The 21,451-nt window shown below is 52.0% G+C and carries 18 protein-coding genes and 1 pseudogene; 5 read left to right on the forward strand and 14 right to left on the reverse strand.

The annotated features are described in order from the left end of the window. Window positions 1–264: 264 nt before the first annotated feature. The 6 genes from JRI89_11605 to JRI89_11630 all read right to left on the reverse strand — a co-directional run bounded on the left by JRI89_11605 (window position 265) and on the right by JRI89_11630 (window position 7,167). Window positions 265–1,215, reverse strand: a complete 951-nt coding sequence (locus JRI89_11605; GenBank protein ID MBW2071885.1) for a DUF523 and DUF1722 domain-containing protein — start codon at window positions 1,213–1,215, stop codon at window positions 265–267. A 100-nt stretch (window positions 1,216–1,315) separates the two neighbouring features. Continuing rightward, window positions 1,316–3,262: an aconitate hydratase gene (locus tag JRI89_11610; protein ID MBW2071886.1), complete on the reverse strand. Its 1,947-nt coding sequence runs from the start codon at window positions 3,260–3,262 to the stop codon at window positions 1,316–1,318. A 393-nt stretch (window positions 3,263–3,655) separates the two neighbouring features. Next, on the reverse strand, window positions 3,656–4,513 hold the full coding sequence (locus tag JRI89_11615; GenBank protein MBW2071887.1) for a substrate-binding domain-containing protein: 858 nt from the start codon (window positions 4,511–4,513) through the stop codon (window positions 3,656–3,658). A gap of 63 nt (window positions 4,514–4,576) precedes the next feature. Further along, complete coding sequence (gene sixA, locus JRI89_11620) at window positions 4,577–5,068, reverse strand: phosphohistidine phosphatase SixA (protein ID MBW2071888.1); 492 nt, start codon at window positions 5,066–5,068, stop codon at window positions 4,577–4,579. Window position 5,069: 1 nt separating this feature from the next. After that, window positions 5,070–5,780 carry a phosphoribosyltransferase gene (locus JRI89_11625; protein ID MBW2071889.1) on the reverse strand — a complete coding sequence of 237 codons (711 nt, stop codon included), beginning with the start codon at window positions 5,778–5,780 and terminating at the stop codon, window positions 5,070–5,072. A gap of 367 nt (window positions 5,781–6,147) precedes the next feature. Beyond that, entirely contained in the window at window positions 6,148–7,167 is a 1,020-nt protein-coding gene (locus JRI89_11630; GenBank protein MBW2071890.1) for a TIGR00341 family protein, read from the reverse strand. A gap of 427 nt (window positions 7,168–7,594) precedes the next feature. Between JRI89_11630 and JRI89_11635 the strand changes: the two genes are divergently transcribed. Both JRI89_11635 and JRI89_11640 read left to right on the forward strand, forming a co-directional pair. Then, the gene (locus JRI89_11635; GenBank protein ID MBW2071891.1) at window positions 7,595–8,125 is read left to right on the forward strand and encodes a PaaI family thioesterase; all 531 of its coding nucleotides are present in this window, start codon (window positions 7,595–7,597) and stop codon (window positions 8,123–8,125) included. Between the two features lie 23 nt (window positions 8,126–8,148). Next, window positions 8,149–8,766, forward strand: a complete 618-nt coding sequence (locus JRI89_11640; GenBank protein ID MBW2071892.1) for an alpha/beta hydrolase — start codon at window positions 8,149–8,151, stop codon at window positions 8,764–8,766. A 71-nt stretch (window positions 8,767–8,837) separates the two neighbouring features. Here JRI89_11640 and JRI89_11645 read toward each other — a convergent pair whose 3' ends face one another. Beyond that, window positions 8,838–9,020, reverse strand: coding sequence for a 4Fe-4S binding protein (locus JRI89_11645; GenBank protein MBW2071893.1), 183 nt, complete (start codon window positions 9,018–9,020; stop codon window positions 8,838–8,840). 408 nt (window positions 9,021–9,428) lie between these two features. Between JRI89_11645 and JRI89_11650 the strand changes: the two are divergent. Beyond that, window positions 9,429–10,019, forward strand: a pseudogene (locus JRI89_11650) (redoxin domain-containing protein). A 35-nt stretch (window positions 10,020–10,054) separates the two neighbouring features. Next, window positions 10,055–10,654 carry a peroxiredoxin gene (locus tag JRI89_11655; GenBank protein ID MBW2071894.1) on the forward strand — a complete coding sequence of 200 codons (600 nt, stop codon included), beginning with the start codon at window positions 10,055–10,057 and terminating at the stop codon, window positions 10,652–10,654. A 40-nt stretch (window positions 10,655–10,694) separates the two neighbouring features. Here JRI89_11655 and JRI89_11660 read toward each other — a convergent pair whose 3' ends face one another. From JRI89_11660 to fdnG, 3 genes are all read right to left on the reverse strand, one after another. Then, window positions 10,695–11,579, reverse strand: coding sequence for a formate dehydrogenase accessory protein FdhE (locus tag JRI89_11660; GenBank protein MBW2071895.1), 885 nt, complete (start codon window positions 11,577–11,579; stop codon window positions 10,695–10,697). A 177-nt stretch (window positions 11,580–11,756) separates the two neighbouring features. Beyond that, entirely contained in the window at window positions 11,757–12,533 is a 777-nt protein-coding gene (locus tag JRI89_11665) for a formate dehydrogenase (protein ID MBW2071896.1), read from the reverse strand. A gap of 17 nt (window positions 12,534–12,550) precedes the next feature. Next, entirely contained in the window at window positions 12,551–15,595 is a 3,045-nt protein-coding gene (gene fdnG / locus JRI89_11670; GenBank protein MBW2071897.1) for a formate dehydrogenase-N subunit alpha, read from the reverse strand. 755 nt (window positions 15,596–16,350) lie between these two features. On the opposite strand from fdnG, the gene JRI89_11675 reads away from it, so the two are divergent. Then, a complete protein-coding gene (locus JRI89_11675; protein MBW2071898.1) occupies window positions 16,351–19,269 on the forward strand; it encodes an insulinase family protein in 2,919 nt (972 codons plus the stop codon). Between the two features lie 148 nt (window positions 19,270–19,417). Here JRI89_11675 and JRI89_11680 read toward each other — a convergent pair whose 3' ends face one another. The 4 genes from JRI89_11680 to JRI89_11695 all read right to left on the reverse strand — a co-directional run. Then, the gene (locus JRI89_11680) at window positions 19,418–19,624 is read right to left on the reverse strand and encodes a glutaredoxin (GenBank protein MBW2071899.1); all 207 of its coding nucleotides are present in this window, start codon (window positions 19,622–19,624) and stop codon (window positions 19,418–19,420) included. 51 nt (window positions 19,625–19,675) lie between these two features. Then, window positions 19,676–20,533 carry a ferritin-like domain-containing protein gene (locus JRI89_11685; GenBank protein MBW2071900.1) on the reverse strand — a complete coding sequence of 286 codons (858 nt, stop codon included), beginning with the start codon at window positions 20,531–20,533 and terminating at the stop codon, window positions 19,676–19,678. A 193-nt stretch (window positions 20,534–20,726) separates the two neighbouring features. After that, window positions 20,727–21,092 carry a hypothetical protein gene (locus tag JRI89_11690; protein ID MBW2071901.1) on the reverse strand — a complete coding sequence of 122 codons (366 nt, stop codon included), beginning with the start codon at window positions 21,090–21,092 and terminating at the stop codon, window positions 20,727–20,729. Between the two features lie 31 nt (window positions 21,093–21,123). Beyond that, on the reverse strand, window positions 21,124–21,451 hold a 328-nt coding region (locus tag JRI89_11695; GenBank protein ID MBW2071902.1), incomplete at its 5' end, for a rubrerythrin family protein.

The following is a 21,451-nucleotide window of genomic DNA, read 5'->3' on the forward strand; positions in this document are numbered from 1 at the left end:
AGTAAATGTCCAATAACCACCCACGAGCAGCAGTCCACTGCCTACCAAAGCCCACATGCCACCGGCAAAGAGAAATTGTACACGTTTGGAGACCACAGGTTTATGGGATTCGAGCCAGGTAACCATTAGCAGAACTCCATTGCAAGATTGCCTCCCTTCATCTGATATCAAGACGTGACACCAGGGGAAGTCCTCATCCATCCTTTTCCCAGACCCTATAGTTGCTGGTGATGAGGCTGAACAGTGCCATCTCACCTCATTATGTCACACGTGATTTGTCAATCTTGTCTCGAGTGGTTGAGGGTTGAGATACACCTGTTCCAGCAAATGCTGTTGGCCATATTTCTGCACATAATGCTTGCTGATAGTCAGGGGAACAATAAGAGGTATGAATTCCTGCTCGTACTGCTCGATGACCTCGACAAGTTCCTGTTTTTCGTTGCCTGTCAGCTCTTTCTCGAGATATGCCAGGATATGACGCAAAACTTTCACGTTTTTCTTTACCGTAGTCTTTAACTGGAGCGCTTGCAGGAATAGAGATTCATACTTTGAATATAGCTCCCCGCGAGGCAGCTTGCCGTTCTCTGCTGTCAGTTTCTCCATGAGCCTGTAGTGCCTGGCGCTGTGAGACAGTATGGCCAGCCTTTCTCTGGCATGAAAGGAGAGCAGCTCTTGCCTGCCGGGTCTGTCAGCCAACAGCTCTCGCCACCTCTTGAGCGCAAAAATGCGTTGGATAAAGTTTTCCCGAATTCCCATGCCATGCAACCTGGCCTCATCCTCAACAGGCACCAGAGGAAAGTGCTCTATAAAAATGCCAGCGAAGATACCCGTACCTCTCTTGTAAACTACGCCTCTGTCATTATATATTTTTACCCCCTGCATTCCAGAACTGGGAGATTTGCTCTTGAATATGAAGCCACAGAGACCTTCCCTTTCCAGCTGTCTCACCTTTTCTTGTGCCCAGGAAACCATGCGTGCCGTAAGATCAATTCTGCTTCGAGCAGTGACGAGTCGAGGAGACCCAGGAGATCCCTCCAGACGCATCGGTTCCCGCGGCACGCCCAGACCACATTCCACTTCAGGGCAGACCGGCACAAATTCTACAAATCGGCCCAGGGTGTCAGTGAGATAATGGTCACGTTTGTGGCCGCCATCATAGCGGACCCTGTGCCCGAGGAGACAACTGCTGATACCAATGCGCAACCTGGTCGTCACTATTCCTGCGCCAACCCCGCCTCTTATGGATGTCAGGGCAACCTGTGAGCTCTGACTTACACTCGTAGCCAGTTTTCCGAGGCCCTTGTTCTATGAAGCCCTACTTCTGCTTGGCTTGCAACTGTTCTTTAACGAAATTCAGGGTTCCTCCGGCCAGAATACTCTGCCTCTGGCGCGGTGAGATATCCAGAGTTGTAATAAACTCATGTCCATTCACTCGCACAGGGATTTCCCGGTCACCAGCTGCTACTCTCCGCCTTATCTCCGGAAGGACTACCTCATTCCACTTTTCCAGCTTGTCATAGTCTGCAGCATCTCGAAAAACCAGCGGCAGTATACCGAAGTTACAAAGGTTTGCCTTATGAATCCGGGCAAAGCTCTTGGCAATCTTGGCCCGCACCCCTAGATAACGAGGGGCCAGGGCAGCATGCTCTCTGCTGGATCCCTGTCCATAGTTTTCTCCACCCACCACCACAACGGTGCCCTTTTCCTTTGCCTCGGAATGAAAATCAGGATCAACCTGATAGAAAACAAACTCACTGATTGCCTCTATGTTGGACCTCAGGGGCAGCACTTTGTTGCCGGCCGGCATAATGGTATCAGTGGAAATGTTGTCCCCAAGCTTGAGTGCTACCTGACCGACGAGAGTATCCGGCAGCGGATTCAGTTGTGGAAAGGGTTTGATGTTGGGACCTCGGATGATTTCAGTTCGGCGGCCTTCATCGGAAGGGAAAATAATTGACGATTCATCCACGATATACCGGTCGGGATCTTCGACTCTGGGGTAACTCATCTCCGCAGAAAGATCCCTGGGGTCGGTAATCACTCCCTTGAGAGCTGCTGCCGCCGCCGTCTCTGGAGAGCAGAGGTAAACCCTGTCGTCTTTGGTGCCTGAACGCCCGGGAAAATTTCGGGGAAAGGTGCGCAGGCTCACCTGGCCGCTGCCAGGAGCCTGCCCCATGCCTATGCAACCGAGGCAGCCAGACTGATGGATTCTGGCTGCTGCCTGCAGCAGAGAGATTACTCCATTCTGCTGGGCCACGTTCTCCATTACCTGACGACTCCCCGGATTGATGTGAAAGGAAACATCGGGGTGGGCAATGCGGCCCTCCATGATCCTCGCCACCACCATGAGATCGCGAAAAGAAGAATTCACACTGCTCCCCACGATCACCTGATCAACTTTCTCTCCAGCCACTTCACGCACGGCAACCACGTTTCCTGGAGAAGAAGGGCAGGCTATGAGAGGCTCGAGAGTGGACAGATCGAGCTCCGCATGTTCGTCATATGGTGCGTCCGGGTCAGCAGCGAGTTCGACCCAGGCTTCACCCCGTCCCTGTGCTTTCAGGTATTTTCTGGTGTTTTCATCCGATGGAAAGATGGTGGAAGTAGCCCCCAGTTCGGTGCCCATGTTGCCGATGGTTTCTCTGTCAGTAGCTGAAAGGCTTTCCACACCAGGACCATAGTACTCTATTACTTTGCCCACACAGCCTTTCACATCATAACGCCTGAGCAACTCGAGAATCACATCCTTGGCGCTCACCCAGTCGGGAAGCTCTCCTGTAAGCTTCACACCCAGAACTCTTGGACAGGGAAAGTAGTAAGCCATGCCCGCCATGGCCAGGGCAACATCGAGTCCGCCTGCTCCCATGGCCAGCATGGAAACGCCGGCAGCCCCGGGAGTGTGGCTGTCAGCACCCAGCATGGTCTTGCCTGGCTGCCCGAAGCGCTCCATGTGCACCTGGTGAGAAATGCCGTTTCCCGGCCGGCTGAAATGGATGCCATAGCGGGCGCAGGCCGTCTGCAAGTAGCGATGGTCATCCGCATTCTTGTTGTCCGTTTGCAACAGGTTGTGATCAACATACTGGGCGCACAGTTCAGCCCGCACTCTATCCAGCCCTAGAGCCTCGAACTCCAGCATGGCCATGGTACCGGTGGCATCCTGCAGCAGAGTGTGATCGATCCGAATGCCAATCTCTTCACCTGGTACCAGGCTTCCGTCCACCAGGTGTTCAGCCAAAATTTTGTACGTCAGATTCTGTGCCATCTCTTCCTCTCTTCGGGTTGTAAGTCACTACAGCAAAAGGTGCTCTGTCCTGTCACCACCTGCAGGACGGTCAACATAGGCTTATTGCTGCACTACAGCCCATCCTGGGGCCGTACATCGCGCTTTGTTCTAGCCCATCCGCTGCTGCCTCTGCATGTCTGCACAAAGGGAGAGGAGGGCATGGACAGGGTGCAGCTCACAGGAAGAAAGGGTCCAGGACCACATTCATCGCGGCTTGCCTCGTCAACATAGCCGCAGGCGGACACTTTCTGAAGCCGACTATTAACTATAGCAAAAAGGTGTGAAAGATTCCATCATGTCAGAGAATTTCATGTTGAGTGGAACCGTTCACTGTCATGGTCTGCTCCATTTGTTTTGTCAATCAGTCAGCCTTCAAGATGATTGGAAATGGGGTACAAAACCGTGCTTCTCATAGACAGCCTGCGCAGCGGCAGACTTGATGAAATCCAGAAACGCTGCAGCATTCTCCCTGTTCTTTGCCTGCCGCAGCGAACAGACATAATAGTTTATGCGCTCCCGTTGATCCAGCTCCGGCCCCGGGTCCACCACGGCAATGGGCAGCCTTTGATCCTGGGCATGGATGATTTCTGTGGCCCACACCGGCCCCACATCCACTGTTCCCTTTACTATCCTCAGGGGTGTCTCTCTGTGGTGCACCACCGTAAGGATGGTTGTTGCTTCGGCCCGCTTCTGCTCCATAATGCGCTGAACAAGGTCTTCACCGCCAGCCTCACGGTACATGTCGATGATATGATAGGCAATATCTTCGTATTCTGGACTGGGCTGGGATATCCGCACTTCATCTCGCCCCAGATCATTTACCCTGACAATATCTGCAGGATTTTCCGCTGGCACCATGAGCACTATTCGGTTGTGTAGATAAAGAAAGTAGTCTTCCTCTTCGACAAAGCCTTTCTCTCTCAGGTGTTCCATGGCAGATCTGGATACCGAGCTGTAGACATCCGGCACAATGTCGAGCACTCTACCCTTGAACATGGCGCCCCCAGCCAGAATCTGCTTCAACTCGAGGCCTGGGGGCAGCGTTTCATAGAAAATCTTCTTGATGCTGGGATACTGCTCTTGAAATTTCCGCAACAGCTCAGCCATCACCATAAACTGATTGCCGGCCATAAAAAGAACAAGGTCGGCGGATTCTAGATATTCGAGGTTGTGCAGGTCGTCGCCTCGATCTGCAGGAATGACAGGGTAAGCTCCATTTGTCAACGCCATGACCTCATCTCCTTGCTTTGTTCAATTGACCGAAAGGCAAACAGCATACCTATTGTTCATTTTCTATTGACCGGCAATCAGGCGAAGGTGCTCAGGTGTGAGATACCATTGCAGTTCTCCGCTATGCGTGGGAAGGGAGTCCACATCGATCCTGCCGAGGCCGCCTCTCAGGAAGTGGATCGCCGCCCGCGAGCCTTCCGTCAACAGATAAGAGGCTACCTCTGCCAGGGAAGGAAGGTGTCCGGCTATAAAGACGGCCCTCCTGTCCTGGAACTGGCTGAGATATTGAACCGTATCCGCCGCGGGGGTCATGGCTTTGACTTTATCGGTTATCAAGATATCTTCCTGACGATAGCCGATGGCTTCGGCCACGATGGCAGCCGTTTGCTGAGCTCTCTTCTTGGGACTGGCAATCACAACTTCGAAGCTCAGTCCCATTTTCTGGATCGCTGCAGCTGCTGTTTTGATGCAATCCTCGCCCTCAGAACTCAATGGTTCCGTGGGGTCCTCTTCTTTCGACAAATTTGGTCCATGCTGCATCAAGTAAATTTCCATTCTATTCCCTCCTTGCCACAGCATCGTATTCCGCCAACAATGCTTGCAGTTCCTCCTCTGTCACATCAGTCCATCGTTGGTAGGCGTCAGCCACTGCAAAACTCCATCCTCCTCTGATGTTGGCGCAAAAGACTCCTTCTACCTTCCGGGCGATTTTCAACAGGGAGTGCCGGTGAGCTGTGGGTACCGCAATGAAGAGCTTTTCTGCGCCACTATTCCTCAGGGCTGCCACGGCAACCTCGAGCGTGGAACCTGAGGCCAGGCCATCATCTACTACCACTGTCCAGCGGTTGCTGAGGTTCGGAAAAGGACGTCTGCCTCGCAAGGTGCGAAAGCGCTGTTCAACTTTACGCTCTGTCATCTCGACTCCCTGCTGGATATCTTCCTTTCGAAGGCCAAAATGCCTGACCAGTTCTTCATTGACCTTGACCGTGCCGTCGAAGGCCACCGCGCCGTAGCCACATTCCGTGTTCCACGGCAAAGTAATCTTACTGACCACCGCCACATCTAGAGGAAGCTCAAGCCGCCGAGCGAGACTCACACCTACAGGTATGCCGCCTGCTGGTATGGCCAGCACCAGGGGATTCCTGCCCACCTTACCTTCGAGTAATTCTGCCAGAACCTCTCCCGCATGGCTTCTGTCTCGAAACACTCCGGTGCGCTCTCGCAACTCCACAACATCATGTATATTTTTGCCAAGAACTACTGACACTCGGAAAACCGTTCCATCTTGCCGTATATGTGAGGCTGCTCAATTTAATACCTTTTATTAAGATAGCTACTTCAGCCTCTATAGACAAGCGTTGACTGAGAAATCAACCGATTCTTCCTAAACCACCCTGGCGCCCTCTATCAATGGCTCATCCCACCCACTGCCCGCAACACTTCCCAGCTGCAAGGGCACACCAGAAGCCGCCCCACATGCAAACAACGAGGAAGCCTGGCAAGAGTGCTGGGAGTGCGCCTCGATTGCGCCGAGCCAGCGGATTTCAGATCACAAGAGATCAGCAGACTCAGTCACCTTTACAGCATAAAGGGGAAACATAGATAATCGTCGTTTGAAGACCTGGCCGGAAAATTTATCTGCCGCGTCCAAGCAGAATGACCGCAACCAGAGCCAGCAGCAGAGCGAACCAGATGATGACGGCCCGCTGCGTGGCCCTTCTAGCCATTTCTGCTTCCCACCAGAGCCTCGGTTGTACGCCCTGGAGCAGAAAAACCAGGACGCCGGCCAGATTGATGCAGATGAGGTTGGCAGCAAAGAGAAGCAAGGCTTCGAAAGCCAGGGAGAAAAATCCGGAACCGCATAACAGCCCAAAAACTACCAGAGGCGGCAAGAAGGCCACAGCTACCATTACTCCCACAAGCGTGGAGGACACGCCGCTGGTGAAGGCCAGGGCTCCCGCTCCACCAGCTGCCAGGGCAAGGACAATGTCGCTCAGGCCGACCTGGGTTCTGGAGGCTATTTCTTGAATTGCAGGGTCCACAGCAGCAACAAGCCCAATTGCTGCAGACAGTACCAGGGTAATTGCTACTCCCACAAAACTTGTTTTCAAGGCGGTGCGTGCCAGGCGCATTTCTCCGAGGGTGGTGGCCAGTGACAAGGCTGCGTTTGGCCCCAACAGTGGCGCTATCACCATGGCCCCGATAACAACTGCCGTATTGTCCCGCATGATGCCAATGCTTGCCACAATGGCTGACAACACCACCATAGCAGCAAAAACAGGAGAAAGCTTTGCCGCATCAGTAATGTCAACATACAGCTCTTCCCTGCTGATGCGCCTCTTTTTGCTCTTCTTATCGGTCGCAGCAGTAGCAGGGGCAGTGCCGTCCTCGTTGTCCTCTACTGTCTCCATTCGAGGCAAGGATGCCTCTACCGGTATGAGAACAGCCCGGAAAGCCTCGAGTGAACCATAGTTTCTCTCGAAGAGATCCAGGATAGCCTCTGCATCTTCGGCCGCCAGCAGCACCTTTACCAGCGTCTGCTCATCAGCCAATGGTTGGCGCCAGACTCCCAGGACCGGCTGTCCATTCAGGTAAGTATCGACATATGCCCCTATGTCGGCAGGAACCACAAGTTCAATCATTCGCAGTGCCATGTGCATCTCCAAACTAGAAAGGGATGACTGTTCTCTACACTAAGCCTGCAACTCTGAATCTCAGACCGCCGCCAGCAAACCCCTGTTATTGCAGCCTGCATATCCTTGAATCATGCCCACAGGAGCTCCCCCGGCAGCTGCCATTCCAGTGAATCTACCGTATCTTCGATTACAACATCAGACTGCTCCTGATGCCTGTCTTCTCTCGCTGCGATGGCTCAGGTTGTTGTCAGCACTCAGAGCCTGACCCAGGGTAGCCTCATTGCCGGATAATTTCCAGTCGTCACTCCGTAGCCAAAGCTTCTTTTCCCTGAAAAGCTTTTGCTGGCCGGTCTAAAGAAATCATTTTTGCCGCTTGTCAGGCGCGATCTAATCATGTACAACAATTCCCCAGCAGACGATTGTGTGGACCAGATGGAGATGAGTTATGACCAGAGAAAGAATACCCATTCCGACACTGCGAGGCTCTGATTGCTTTGCTTGTGGTAGCAATAATCCGCTTGGCTTGAAGATGCAATTCTACTGCCAGGGCAACAAGGTCTGCTCGGATGTAGTAGTCGAGCAGCATCACGTGGGATGGCAGAATATGGTCCACGGCGGTATTATCTCCACTCTTCTCGATGAGATTATGTCCTGGACGGTTCTCTATTTCAGAAAAGTTTTTGCTGTCACCAGACAGATAAAAGTGAAGTATCTTAGACCAACACCTGTGGGCACCCCGCTGACGGTCCAGGGAGAGATTCTTGGTGAAACGGAAAAAAAGGCAATCCATACTTCAGGGGTTTTGCTCGACTCTCGAGGGAAAAAACTCGCCAGGAGTGAGGCGGAATTCGTCATCCTGACTGGCAGCAGGCTCGAAGTGCTGCCCCTTGAGTCAAGGCAAGAAATGGAGCTGTTGTTCAAACATATCAATAAGTTGCAACGACAAATTAAGACAGGCGCAAGCAGTTCACCTTAAGAAGAATCCCCTGGAGACTATCCATGGAAGAGAAGCATATTTTCTTTGCGGCTGGACCTGTCAAACTGGAAGGGTTGTTTTATGCTGCCAAAGGAAACAACGGTGTAGTAATCACCCATCCCCATCCCATATACGGCGGCAACATGGAAAGCGCTGTGGTAGATCTGCTCAGCCGCACCTACCAACTAGCAGGCTACAGCACCCTGCGCTTCAATTTTCGCGGAGTGGGCAACAGCGGCGGGTATTACGACCAGGGAGAGGGTGAGCAGCAAGATGTACAGGCAGCCCTGGAGTACCTGGTGACTCACTGTGATGGATCAGTTGATCTGGTGGGCTATTCCTTTGGAGCCTGGGTAAACGCACGAGCCCTGGCTACTATCGCCCCACCTAACAGAGTAATAATGATATCGCCGCCAGTATCCCATCTCGACTTCAGTGGCATCGCCACTATTCCTCGCCTTCGGCTGGTAGTAGTGGGCGACCGAGATCAGTTCGCCCCACTCGAAGAAATAATTTCATTCATGCCGAAATGGAATCCCAGAGCTCGCCTGGAAGTTATCGAGAACGCTGATCATTTCTACGTGAGCGCTCTTGGCACGCTCGAAGCAATATTCACAGCCTTTCTCGCAAACAGGGGGTGAGTCCGCTGCCAGCAAAAGGCGGCAAGTAAACACACTGAAAAAAGAGCCGCAGGCGTTGCAACTGCAGCACTTCAGCCCTCCTCCAGAAAGCTGATGGCATCTTCAGGGCAAGCAACGATGCAGATGCCATCTAGATCGCAGATGCTCTCATCTATGACAGCCGTACCTTCTTGAATGGAAATTGCCTTCTGAGGGCAGGCAAGAACACATTCTCCGCTGGCAATGCATTTATCAGGATCAACCACGATTTTCATTGGAATTCGCCCCCTCCACATTCATTGCATTTCTATTTCTTGAACAACCGGCTAGAATCATTAGCAACCCTCAAGAAGGCCTCTGGCGCGGATGACAATTGCTAATGATAATTGATCGAGCAAAGGCGGTCAACATGACTACTGGTGAGGATATTCGTCCATCCTAACCCAGTTGAGGAAAGGAGTAAGAAGAAAGTGAAGAAAGGGGCGCCCTGTTAACAGAGTAAAGCCAGGCCATTCGCCAGGCTAGAATTCTTTCCCCTCTTTGAACGCCAAGGCAAATATGTTATTAGTATGGCGTCTCACACGGCTACCACAGGCCGCTCCAACTATTCTTTTCTCTAGGACCAGCATCAATACACCAGAGCAGCCATTTATATCACACTTGCCGGAAAAGGAGGAATATCAATGAAATACTTTGCCACAGCCAGAAGCTTTTGTGCCACTGTGGTGGCGAGCATCCTGGTGTTGTTTGCCCTGCCTCTGTCTGCAGGCACCAGGCCGCCCACTGCTGGCAGCGAACTGCCTGCCTTCAAACTTTCTGTGCCAAAGAACCCCGGCGAAAGGCAATATCTGGGCCTCGAAGACAATGCTCATTTCACTGTGCCTCAGATCAGAGCAAAGGTGGTCATCATAGAAATTTTCAGCATGTACTGACCTTTCTGCCAGAGAGAAGCGTTCCGGGTGAACCAACTGTACGAGGCAATCCAGAAGAAGAGCAAACTCAAAGAGAGCATCAAGATCATTGGCATCGGTGCCGGCAACTCACCATTTGAAGTAGACTTTTTCAGGAAAAAATATAAGATTCCCTTCCCCCTGTTTTCAGACCAGGATCTCTCCATCCACAAGGTACTCGGCGAAGTGAGAACTCCTTATTTCATAGGAGTCAGGATCAATCCTGACGACAATAAGGCAGAAGTGTTCTATTCCAAACTGGGAGCGTTCAAAGATCCAAATATTTTCCTGGACCAGATGATCAAGTTATCCGGAGTAATTTAGGAGGAAATCTCATGACATGCAACAATAAAGTAGCAATGGCGATAGTTGCCACCATAATCGTCGTCCTCGGGTGGGCAGCACCAGGTACTTCGGAGTCAGGAAATTTCAAAGACAGCATTTACCAGGTTGGCAAATTAAAACCTCGCGACAGTGTGCTGAAAGTCAAAGTTGGTGATCGAGCGCCTGACTTCACTTTGCCGTCAGTAGGTGGAGGCAAGATCTCTTTGCACCAATATCTGGGCAAGAAAAATGTTGTTCTTTCTTTCGTGCCTGCTGCCTGGACGCCGGTATGCTCAGACCAGTGGCCTGGCTACAACATAGCCAGAGAGTTCTTCGATGAAAATGACGCCGTCCTCCTTGGCATTACCGTAGACAACATCCCCACCCTCTATGCCTGGACGAGTCAGATGTGCATGGGGGGAGGTCATTTGTGGTTTCCAGTGCTTTCTGACTTCTGGCCTCATGGGGCGGTGGCCTCGAAATACGGGATTCTTCGCTCTGACGGTGTTGCGGAGCGAGCGCTTTTTATCATCGACAAGAAAGGGATCATTCGTTACATCGATGTACACGATATCAACGAGAGGCCGCGCCTGGAAGTCCTTGTCAGTGAGCTGCGGAAAATAGCTGGCGAGTAGATTTTTTGTCCACAAGAAACTGTTATCTGGAGAGTATTGTTTATATGCCCCATATCAGGGGGGCCTTACGTGTATAGCCCTCCTGCTCGGCCAGGAGATCAAGATGGGCTGTTACCAAGTCTTCAACAGCCAGCGTTTCGCTGCTTCCCTCTTGCCGAGTGTCCAGAATTTTTAGATAGCCTCCACATTTGTCGCATACTTGCACACGATATTGATCCTGGCCTTCTGCAAAGAAATATCGCAACTTTTCTTGCTCCTCTGTCTGGCAAAATGGACAGCCAATCCTGGGTATCCGCCAGATAAAACCGCAAAAAGAGCAAAGGGCAAGACGCTTGCCCTCCTCTTCAACCAGGGCAGCCATGGCTGGTAGGCCACCGCATATTGGGCAATAATTCTGCCGCCACTGGGCCAGTTCCGCAGTGCTGCTGAGCTCTGCCACAACCTGGACAATGGAGGGCTGTATGCTGAGTTTCGTCAGACTCATTACTATGCCTGGGGTTACGTCAAGCTCAGAGGAAACTGCATCCAGTTTTTCTGGTTTGTCGGTCAAAATTGCCTTCACCAGGGCGGCGTAATTCAGAGAGCCTTCCTGCACAGCACTCTGCAAGCTGCCTGCTGCCTTGGCCAACACAGGATTTTCGTCCTGACAAATGGTGCACAATTTCAAGAATAACTGTCTGCTTCTTTCTTCGTCTATGGGAAAGTGCTGACGGTCGAGCAGAGTAAAGCCCTCTTGCAATCTCATCTCCGTCTGCTCTGACGACAATGTTATTTTAGCAACAGATATCTTCTCTTGAAATTCCTGTTGGGCTGTCAGTACTTTCTGATAAAAAACAAGTACTTCGCTGTAATCGCTGCTCTTATCCTGCAGTTCTCTCACACGGCTGTGCAGCTTCTTGTATGTATAATCAGGATCCTCACTCATTGGTGTCCTCACCTATTATTATTTGTATATTTTCTCAATAGAGATGTCAGAATGGCAAAGAATCCTGCCCATCGCGGAAAGGACCATTCTGCTAGCTAAAAAAGGCACCTGCCTCATATTCAGTTCGCAAGCGCACAAAAAAGGAGGGACCGCAGTCCCTCCTAACAGCGATCTTTGCTATTCTGATTGTGAGACGTCCGCAACCTTGCCCAGCATGGCGGCGCCAGCAAGGAGACCTGCAGCTGGACCGAAGAGTTTGCGCAGGGCCAGTTTGCGGCTGATACCCACATTGTTCTGCGCCACCGCAAACTTATGGTACACCATGGGATCATCCACAACCAGGTATATTGTCCGCACACTATCCGCATCAAGAAGCTGCGCCTTGCTGAAACCTTTGTCCTTCAGAGCGGCAAGCCTCTTGTTGGCCAGTGCCAGCATATCGTCCCTGGCGCCAAAGTTCATGGCGCCTGTGGGACAGGCCTTGACGCAGGCAGGAAGCAGGCCATTGGCCACCCGGTCAATACACATGGTGCACTTTGCCATCAGTCCCGTGACCACATCCCGACGAGGGATGTTGTACGGACAGGAATTCTTCACTTCTTCGAAGGCAGCTGCACTCAGCTTTTTGCTCTTGTCCGTATAGATCACCGCACCACTCGCTCCATCAATTACCACGGCACCGTCCACATAACCATCGGCCGTATCCTTACAAGGCGGCTCTAGACAGTGCCGGCACTGATCAGTGAAAAAGTACCAGTGCATCTTGCCTCCAGAGACTACCTCACTGAATCGCACCAGCTTGAAGGTATTGAAGGAGAGGTCTGCAGGGTTCTGATAGCTCCCCCAATTGTAAGTCTTGGTGGCCGGCAGTTTGTTCCACTGCTTGCAGGCGATCTGGCAACCGCGGCAGGCCGTGCACCTGGTGGTATCTACAAAGAAAGATTTTTCAGCCATACAACTCTCACCTCCTTCTAGGCTTTCCTGACATTGACCATGAAGGCCTTGGTTTCCGGGATCAGAGTGTTGGGATCACCGATGGAAGGAGTGAGCAGGTTTGAGCTGTCACCTCCATCTTTCGGAGTTACCCAGCCGAAACACCAGGGCAGACCCACCTGATGCACGGTTGTACCCATAACTGTGAAGGGCCGGAAGCGCTGGGTTACAATGGCCACAGCCACCACCTGACCGCGCGCCGACTCCACCACAACTTTATCGCCGTTCTTGATACCCTTGAGTTTGGCAAGCTCAGGGCTCATTTCGCAGAACTGCTGCGGTTGTGTCTCCAGCAGCCAGGGCTGCCACCTGGTCATAACACCGCTCTGCCAGTGCTCGGTGACTCTATAGGTGGTACCCACGATGGGATAGCGCGGGTCACAGGTTGCCCTCAAATCCCTCGCCGTTTTGAACTCCTTGATAGTTGGGTTGATGAACTGATCGCTCATCAAATTCTTGGGCACCGGACACTCGAGCGGCTCATAGTGCTCAGGGAATGGCCCGTCAGCGCGGCCCGTACCAAACACATGCGCGAAACCCCAGGGTTTCATAATAAAGGGGTATTTAGTCTTGGGGTTCAGTTTGCCGTCCGTAGTGAGCATGGGAGGCCAACCACCGTCAGGCACATCACCGACCCACTTCTGGCCTGTCCAGCGAATCACCGGTTGAGCCTTGTCCCAGGGGCTGCCGTAACGATCCACGGATGCCCGGTTATAGATGATCCGCCGGTTCACCGGCCAGCACCAGGACCATTCCGAAAAGAGGCCTATGCCAGACTTGTCCACCATGCTGCGGCGAGCTGCCATGTTCCCCTTCTCAGTGTAGCTCTGACAGTAGAGCCAGTTGCCGGAAGAAGTAGTCCCGTCAGCCTGCAAGTAAGCGAAGCTGGGAACCAGAGTTCCTTTCTTGAACAGCTTCCCCTTTACAGTCACATCTGCCAGGAAGTAACCGTTGATCTCTTTCGCCACTTTGTGCGGATCATACCTGCCATTAGTGGTGTAGTCCCACTTGAGATTCAAAATAGGCTCTGGGAATACTCCTCCTTCCTTTTTGTAGAGCTGGCGAATCTTGTCGAAAAGCTCCATCATGATGTCGCCATCCGGTCGGGCATCGCCCGGCGGATCCGCCGCTTTGTAGCGCCACTGCATCCAGCGTCCACTGTTGGTGATGGAGCCTTCCTTTTCCACCGAAACAGCGCAGGGCAGGAAGAAAACCTCGGTCTTGATCTTCCTCGGATCCATGCCCGGGCCCTTCCAGAAGGAGCCGGTCTCGTTCTCGAATATGTTGACGTTTACCAGCCAGTCCAGTTTGGTGAGAGCCTGGCGAGTCTTGTTGGCATTGGCACCGGAACAGGCTGGGTTTTGACCCCAGGCAAAGAAACCTGAAATGTTACCGCGATACATCTCGTCAAACATAGCTAGCCAGTAATGATCTGACCATTTATCTGCTTTTGGCAACCAATCATACCCAAAATCATTAGATGGTGTGGCGTTTTCACCAAACATGGACTTGAGGAAGCTTACCGAATACTTGGGATAGTTTCCCCACCAATTGGCGCTCAATGGATCCTTGGTTGTGGGGGTCCATCTCTTGTTGTAGGCGGCAAGTGAAGTATTGGATGCCAAAGGCACCTTTAAATAACCAGGCCAGATATGGGCAAGCAGACAGTGGTCCGTAGAACCCTGCACATTGGATTCACCTCGCAGAGCGTTGACACCACCTCCGGCCACGCCAATGTTGCCCAGAAGAAGCTGGATAATGGCCATAGCACGAATATTCTGCACGCCAACCGTGTGTTGCGTCCAACCCATGGCATACATAATGGTGCCGGCCTTGCCTGGTTTGCCGGTGGCCGCATAGGTCTTGTAGACCTCCAAAAGGTCCTCTTTTGGCGTACCCGTAATAGCAGACACTTTATCTAGCGTATAACGGGAGAATTGCTTCTTCAGCTGTTGAAAGACACAGCGCTTGTGTTTGAGGCTGTAGTTCTTTCGGGGGATGCCCTTTTCGTCAAGATCAAAAGCCCAGTATGACTTATCATAGCTTTTGGTCTTGGGATTGTAGCCCGAAAAAAGGCCGTCCTTGAAGCCATACTTCTTACTGACAATAAAACTGGCGTTGGTGTAGTACGCCAGATACTCCTCGTGATAGAGCTTATTCTGGATAATATAGTTGATCATACCACCCAGAAAGGCGATATCCGTTCCTGACCTCAGGGCGGTGTAAAAATCCGCCTTTGCCGAAGTTCTGGTGAAACGGGGATCAACGTTTAAAAGCTTGGCACCCTGATCCCTCGCCTTCATCACCCATTTAAAAGATATGGGATGATTCTCGGCAGCGTTGCTCCCCATGACGAGGATACAGTCGCTGTTGCCAATATCAATCCAGTGGTTTGTCATTGCCCCGCGTCCGAACGACTCTGCCAGAGCCGCAACAGTGGCGCTGTGTCAGATACGAGCCTGGTGTTCTATATACACCAGTCCCAGCGCCCTCATCATGGCCTGCAGCAGCCAGCATTCCTCGTTGTCAAGGGCGGCGCTGCCCACATGGGCGATTCCGTTGGTGCGGTTGACTACTTGACCTTTGGCATTCTTGGCAGTAAAACTGGTATCCCGACTTTGCTTCACTCTCTTGGCGATCTCGGTCAAAGCCCATTCCCAGGATTTCTCCTCCCAGCGATCGCTGTAGGGTGCACGATAGAGTACTGTCTTTATGCGATTTTCATTGTTTGCCAGCTGATAGAGGGCTGCACCCTTGGCGCACAGTGAACCCTGGTTGATTGGGTGGTCGGGATCCCCTTCTGTATTAATCACCTTACCCGAGCCATCTCTGGCTGTGTGGACAATGAGGCCACAGCCCACGGCGCAGTATGGGCAAATGGTCGTGGTCTCTTTGGCCCAGCGGATCCTCAGGGCCTGAGCATGCGCCTTGATAGGCGCCAGGTTGAACCCAAGTCCCCCGAGGGCTAGTCCACCTACTGCAGCACCAGAGATCTTGATGAAATCTCTTCTCGTGATCTGCATGGGTTTACCTCTCCCTCCTTCCCTAAACGTTACCAAGCGTAATTACTCCAGAGAACTCGCAATCTACCGCTGTTTTTCCCACCCCCTTTCCAGCCCGGACATGTGCTAGTTATTATCAGCTGCGCTTTGTTTGAGCCCAGCTTGCATCACCGATCCTAGCCGCGCCCAACAGGGCTCTCCGTTTCACCTTACCCACTGTCCCAGGCAGACAGCTGGTTTCCACTCCGAGTCGAGCTGCAAGAGTAAAGGCCGTATTTCTTGCACTGGATGGCCCTGGCAAATTGAGCCTGCTTCGCGCAGTTTCACAGACAAAGATTGCGCTCATTCGCGTACTTCCCCTCCCTTTCGAAGTTGACTTATGAGATATTCTTTTTTCGGATCGGCTGTAGGCGGGCGCCACGCTCTATGTTTTCACACCCAGCCACTCTGTGCTATCCAGTTTCTGATGCGTTGCAATCACTGAAAAGCGTTTGCAGGCATTTTTGCACGTTGATTGAGAAAAAGAGAACAAACTAATTATTTGAGATGTACTTATTTAAAACATATTAAAATGCTCTTCCATTACGTTGTCAAGAAGAAAAGCTTATGTCAAACTAGACATATAGGAGAATACGTATGGAAGAACTGCAGAAAAGCAGGTATCATTAGCACACTTCTTATGAGAATGCCTGATTGTCCAGGGCTTGGTAGATGTTTTTTGTTCTTCTTTGTCGCTGTTGACCATTTCCTTTGGATATTCTTTCTAGGAGGAACAGATGCCAGTCGGTCATGATTTCGAATTGATAAAGGCAAGAGATATCCCGGAATTGCATAGTAGGGCTGAACTCTATCGACACCGCAAGACCGGTGCCGAAGTCCTGTCAATCAGCAACAGTGACGAAAACAAAGTGTTCGGCATTACTTTCCGCACTCCTCCTGCCGACGAAACCGGTGTAGCTCATATCCTCGAGCACTCAGTCCTCTGCGGCTCCCGCAAGTACCCAGTAAAGGAGCCTTTCGTCGAACTCCTCAAAGGATCTCTACAGACGTTTCTCAACGCTTTCACCTATCCCGACAAGACCTGTTACCCGGTGGCCAGTCAAAACCTGCAGGATTTCTATAATCTCATCGATGTTTACCTCGATGCCGTGTTCTACCCTCTGTTGACGCCCTATACTCTTGCTCAGGAAGGATGGCACTATGAACTGGAAGATTCGGGGCAGGCTTTACAATATAAAGGCGTAGTTTTCAGTGAAATGAAAGGAGCCTATTCATCAGCTGATCGAGTACTTCTCGAGTACAGCCAGCAGTCTCTCTTCCCTAACAACTCCTACGGCCTCGACTCTGGCGGCAATCCGAGACATATCCCTGAACTCACTTTTGCAGACTTTGTAAACTTTCATAGAAAGTACTACCACCCGTCCAACTCGCGCATCTTTTTCTATGGCGACGATGATCCACTTAAACGTTTGGCCCTTGTCAATGAATATCTTGATGACTTTGAGGCTGCCAGGATTGACTCTGCTGTGGCGCCGCAGCCGCGGTTCGATCAGCCACGCCGGATTAGACGGCCCTTTGCTGTGAGCCCAGACGAAAAGTCCAGGCCGAAAGGGATGGTCACAGTCAACTGGCTTCTTACGGAGCCAACTGACGTTGAAATGGCCCTGAGTTTTCGCATTCTGAACCACGCTCTCCTGGGTATGCCGGCATCACCACTGCGAAAGGCTCTTATCGACTCCGGCCTGGGAGAAGACCTGGCTGGTATAGGGCTGGAGGACGAACTGCGGCAGATGTATTTTTCCACTGGCCTCAAAGGCATTGCAGTGGATGATGCCGAACGGGTGGAAGAGTTGATCCTGGAGACCCTCTCTGATCTCGCCGAGCACGGCTTTGATCCCCTCACGGTGGAGGCGGCATTCAATACCATCGAATTCAGGCTCAGGGAAAACAACCCCGGTCATTATCCCAGGGGTCTGGTGCTCATGTTGCGCGCCCTGACCACCTGGCTATACGATGGTGACCCCCTGGCAGCGCTCGCCTTCGAACAGCCGCTGGCACGCCTAAAGAGGAAAAATGAATCTGTCAGGGGCTATCTGGAAGAGCTGCTGCAGCAGTACTTCCTGGAGAACTTGCATCGCACCACAGTGATCCTCGAGCCTGACCCAGAGCTCCATGTCAGGGAAGCTACAGAAGAACGGCAGCGATTGAGCAGCATTCAAGCATCCATGACACCGGAACAAATCAGGGAAATCAAGGAAACAGCAGACAAGCTCAGACAACTGCAACAAACACCCGATCCTCCGGAAGCTCTCGCCGCCATCCCCAGGTTGAAGCTTTCGGATCTGGACAGGCACAACAAAATTATCCCTCTCTCTGTGTTTCAAGAAAATGGTGCCAGAATCCTCTACCACGACCTGGAAACCAATGGCATTCTCTATGTTGATGTGGGCTTTGACCTGCACAGCTTGCCACAAGAGTATCTGCCGTACGTACCGCTTTTTGGCCGCGCCCTGCTCGAGATTGGTACGGACAGGGAGGACTTCGTTACCCTATCCCAGAGAATAAGCAGTAAGACAGGCGGCATTCACCCCGAATCTTTAACCACGGCTGTCAAGGGGGCGCCCACCTGTGCTGCCTGGCTTTTTCTGCGCGGCAAGGCAGTACAGTCCAGATGTGGTGACCTTCTTTCTATACTTCAGGATGTTCTGCTGACGGTAAAGCTCGACAACAGGGAGAGGTTTCGCCAGATGGTCCTGGAAGAAAAGGCCAGACGCGAACAGCGGCTAGTGCCGGAAGGCCACAGGTTTGTCAACCTGCGGCTGCAGGCCCATTTTGCCGAGGCTGGCTGGGCTGCAGAGCAAATCAAGGGCGTGAGCTATCTCTTTTTTCTGCGGCGTCTAGCCAGCCAGGTAGATGAAGATTGGCCCACTGTTCTCTCCACAATGGAGCAGATGCGCCAGTGTCTGGTGAACAGAGAAGGCCTCCTTGTGAATGTGACCATCGATGGTGCCGCCTGGAAGGAAGTCGAACCGCAGCTGGCAGAGTTTATTCGTTCTCTGCCAGCTGCAAAAATGCAAGCCATGCAGTGGTCACCCGATGATCTTCCACAATACGAGGGCCTGACACTCCCGGCGCAGGTAAACTATGTGGGCAAGGGGGCAAATATCTACCAGCTGGGCTATCGTCTGCATGGTTCAGCCCAGGTCATAAGCCGCTATCTTCGCACTGCCTATTTGTGGGAGCACATCCGCGTCCAGGGCGGTGCTTACGGCGCCTTCTGCCTTTTCAACCATTTGTCTGGAGGCCTGAGCTTCATATCTTATCGCGACCCCCACATTGAACAAACTCTGCAAGTCTATGACAGGGTTGGCCACTTTCTGCGCACCACTGACCTGCACGATGATGAACTCACCAAGAGCATCATCGGCGCCATCGGTGATATGGACGTCCACCTTCTCCCCGATGCCAAAGGCTATACCTCAATGGTGAGATACCTGGCAGGAGACACGGATGCAGACCGTCAGCAAAGGCGACAAGAAGTTCTCGCCACCACAATAGCGGACTTCCGATCATTTGCAGATGTCCTTGATGAAGTAAAAGAAAAGGGTCTGGTCAAAGTGCTCGGGCCGGCAGAACAGATAGAGACAGCTGCCATAAGTAAGAGAGACTCGTTGCAAGTGGTCAAGGTCCTGTAGAAAACCTCGCCCCCTGAGCGCAGTGAAACACTAAATCCTGGAGGCTAAAGTTTCATCCGTAAAAAAGCCGCGCCTGGAAAACGCGGCTTCAGCATAGTAAGCAAATTGTACCTCAGATGGTCGTCACCCACGGTGCGACTCAGACACCTCAGGTGCCTCCATAGCCAATAGTAACCTTGTCTCCCTCCACGATCACAGGAACCAGCCTTTTGCCGCCGGAAAGCTTCAGCATCTCATCGAGCCTTGCCGAGTCGTTCTTGATATCCACATACTCGGCGCTACTGCCGTAGGCCTCACGGGCCTTGCTGGTGTAAGGTCAACCTGCTTTGCCATAAATGATTACTTTATCTGCCATAAACATACTCCTCTATCTCAGCATGTGACGCCACAAGGGCTTTGTAGCGGCTCAAAGCTTCTGCAGCCACTCTTCCAGTTCCGCCGCCTCATACTCCTCTTGCTGTACGGTAAGATCCGTACTGAGCACAAGTCCGCTGTGTTTTTTTGCCTCACTGCTTTCCAGCAGCTTCACATGTTCCTGCCGGGCGTACTTCACATCCTCGAGAGCCTTCTTGAGGGCCAGGCCAATGGACGTACTCTTGTCTATTTGCTGTGCTTCGAACCTGGGCACGATGCCATTCTCAGCCACCTCCTCAGCCAGGTGCGCCAGCTGCTTCATCTTGGTCATGGCAAAATCCATAACCCGCCAGCCAAAAATATCTTCCTGCTGGAATACCCACGAAGTACGCAGGTGCTGCAGCATCTCTGTGTACTTGCCAGCCACCAGGTCTTGAAGCTGATTGACAAATGCCTCGGGAAGTTCATTTTCCTCTCCGGGAAGTCCATTTGCCTGCTCTGGGGTGAGCTTGTCCAGCATTTTCTGGAATTTCTTGGCATGATAGGCAGACTCCCAGGCCTCCCTTTGCAGGACTCTCTTTATGTGGGGATCGTCGACTCTGTCCGCCTCACCATTGTAGTGAGGTATGAGTTTTTCCTCGTACTCAACGTAAGACTTCAGAATGGTTGTCCTGTTGGTAGGATCATGGGGGTAGGGATTGGGAACCAGATTGGGCTCTCCACCCAACCGGCCAATAATCATTCCCAACCAGTGCATGTGCCACATCTCTTCCCGACAGCGGGAGAGCAAACTGGCACCCAGCGGAGTATCCTCCCCTTCCAGATAGGCATGAATCAGATAACGCAAAATTGCTGCATGTTCGTCCGCCAGATCATTGTTCAACATTTGAATCAATTCATCATTCTTCATACTCAGCCTCCTGTCATTATGTGGAAGACTATTTTTCCTGCATCTTATTGCCAAGAGGACAACTCAGTCAAGGGGCAAACCCATAGACAACAAAACGCCAGTTCACAGGCTAAACTGGCGTTCGCTCTTCATCTCGAATAGCAAGGGAACAATGCTTCTCTCCCGGTGCTCACTCAAGCCTCATTCACACTTGCTAGCCGTCGGAGAGTTGCTGTCGTATCCAGTGCTCCAATTCTCCGCTAATACCGTAGGTCCCTTTTCTACCGCCCCACGATTTCACGATCTTTTCAACAAGATAAGAAGGGGCCTCCACCTCCCCCACTACGTCGCGGCCTCCACTGGTTTGGCGCACCAGAAAGAGCTTCACTGGTGACTCCCAGGCATCCACAGTGAAAAAGCAACTGGCGTCGTCTGCAGAACGAACAAAATCCTTGCCATGGGCCCAAGAGGAGCCCCATTCCAGGTACAGGGATACCGCCTTTTCTGAAGTCATCTCCAGATCGAGACAATTCATGATCTCTTCATTTTTCCTGATTGCTTCCATGGTCAACATCTGCATATTTCCTCTCCAGTACCCGGATAATATTCGCTCAATCAACTTTGAAAAATGCCCTGGCATTGGCGCCACAAACCGGGCACTTGTCAGGCGCTTCGTGTTCGCAGGTGTAGCCGCACACTGAACAGACATAGTAGTCAGCTTCTTCGAGATTCTCCAGATTGTCCAGAGCCTTCTGATACAATGCAGCGTGCACCTTCTCCACTTCATTGGCATAAGTGAAGGTTCTCTCTGCTGATTTGTTGCCCTCTTCCTTGGCTGCTTCAATCATCGCCGGGTACATGTTCTTGAATTCGTGTGTCTCCCCGGCAATTGCCTCCTTGAGGTTCTCAGCCGTGTTGTGGATGCCGCCCAGAGCCCGC

Source organism: Deltaproteobacteria bacterium (assembly GCA_019309045.1).
In the GTDB taxonomy this organism is placed as follows: domain Bacteria; phylum Desulfobacterota; class Syntrophobacteria; order BM002; family BM002; genus JAFDGZ01.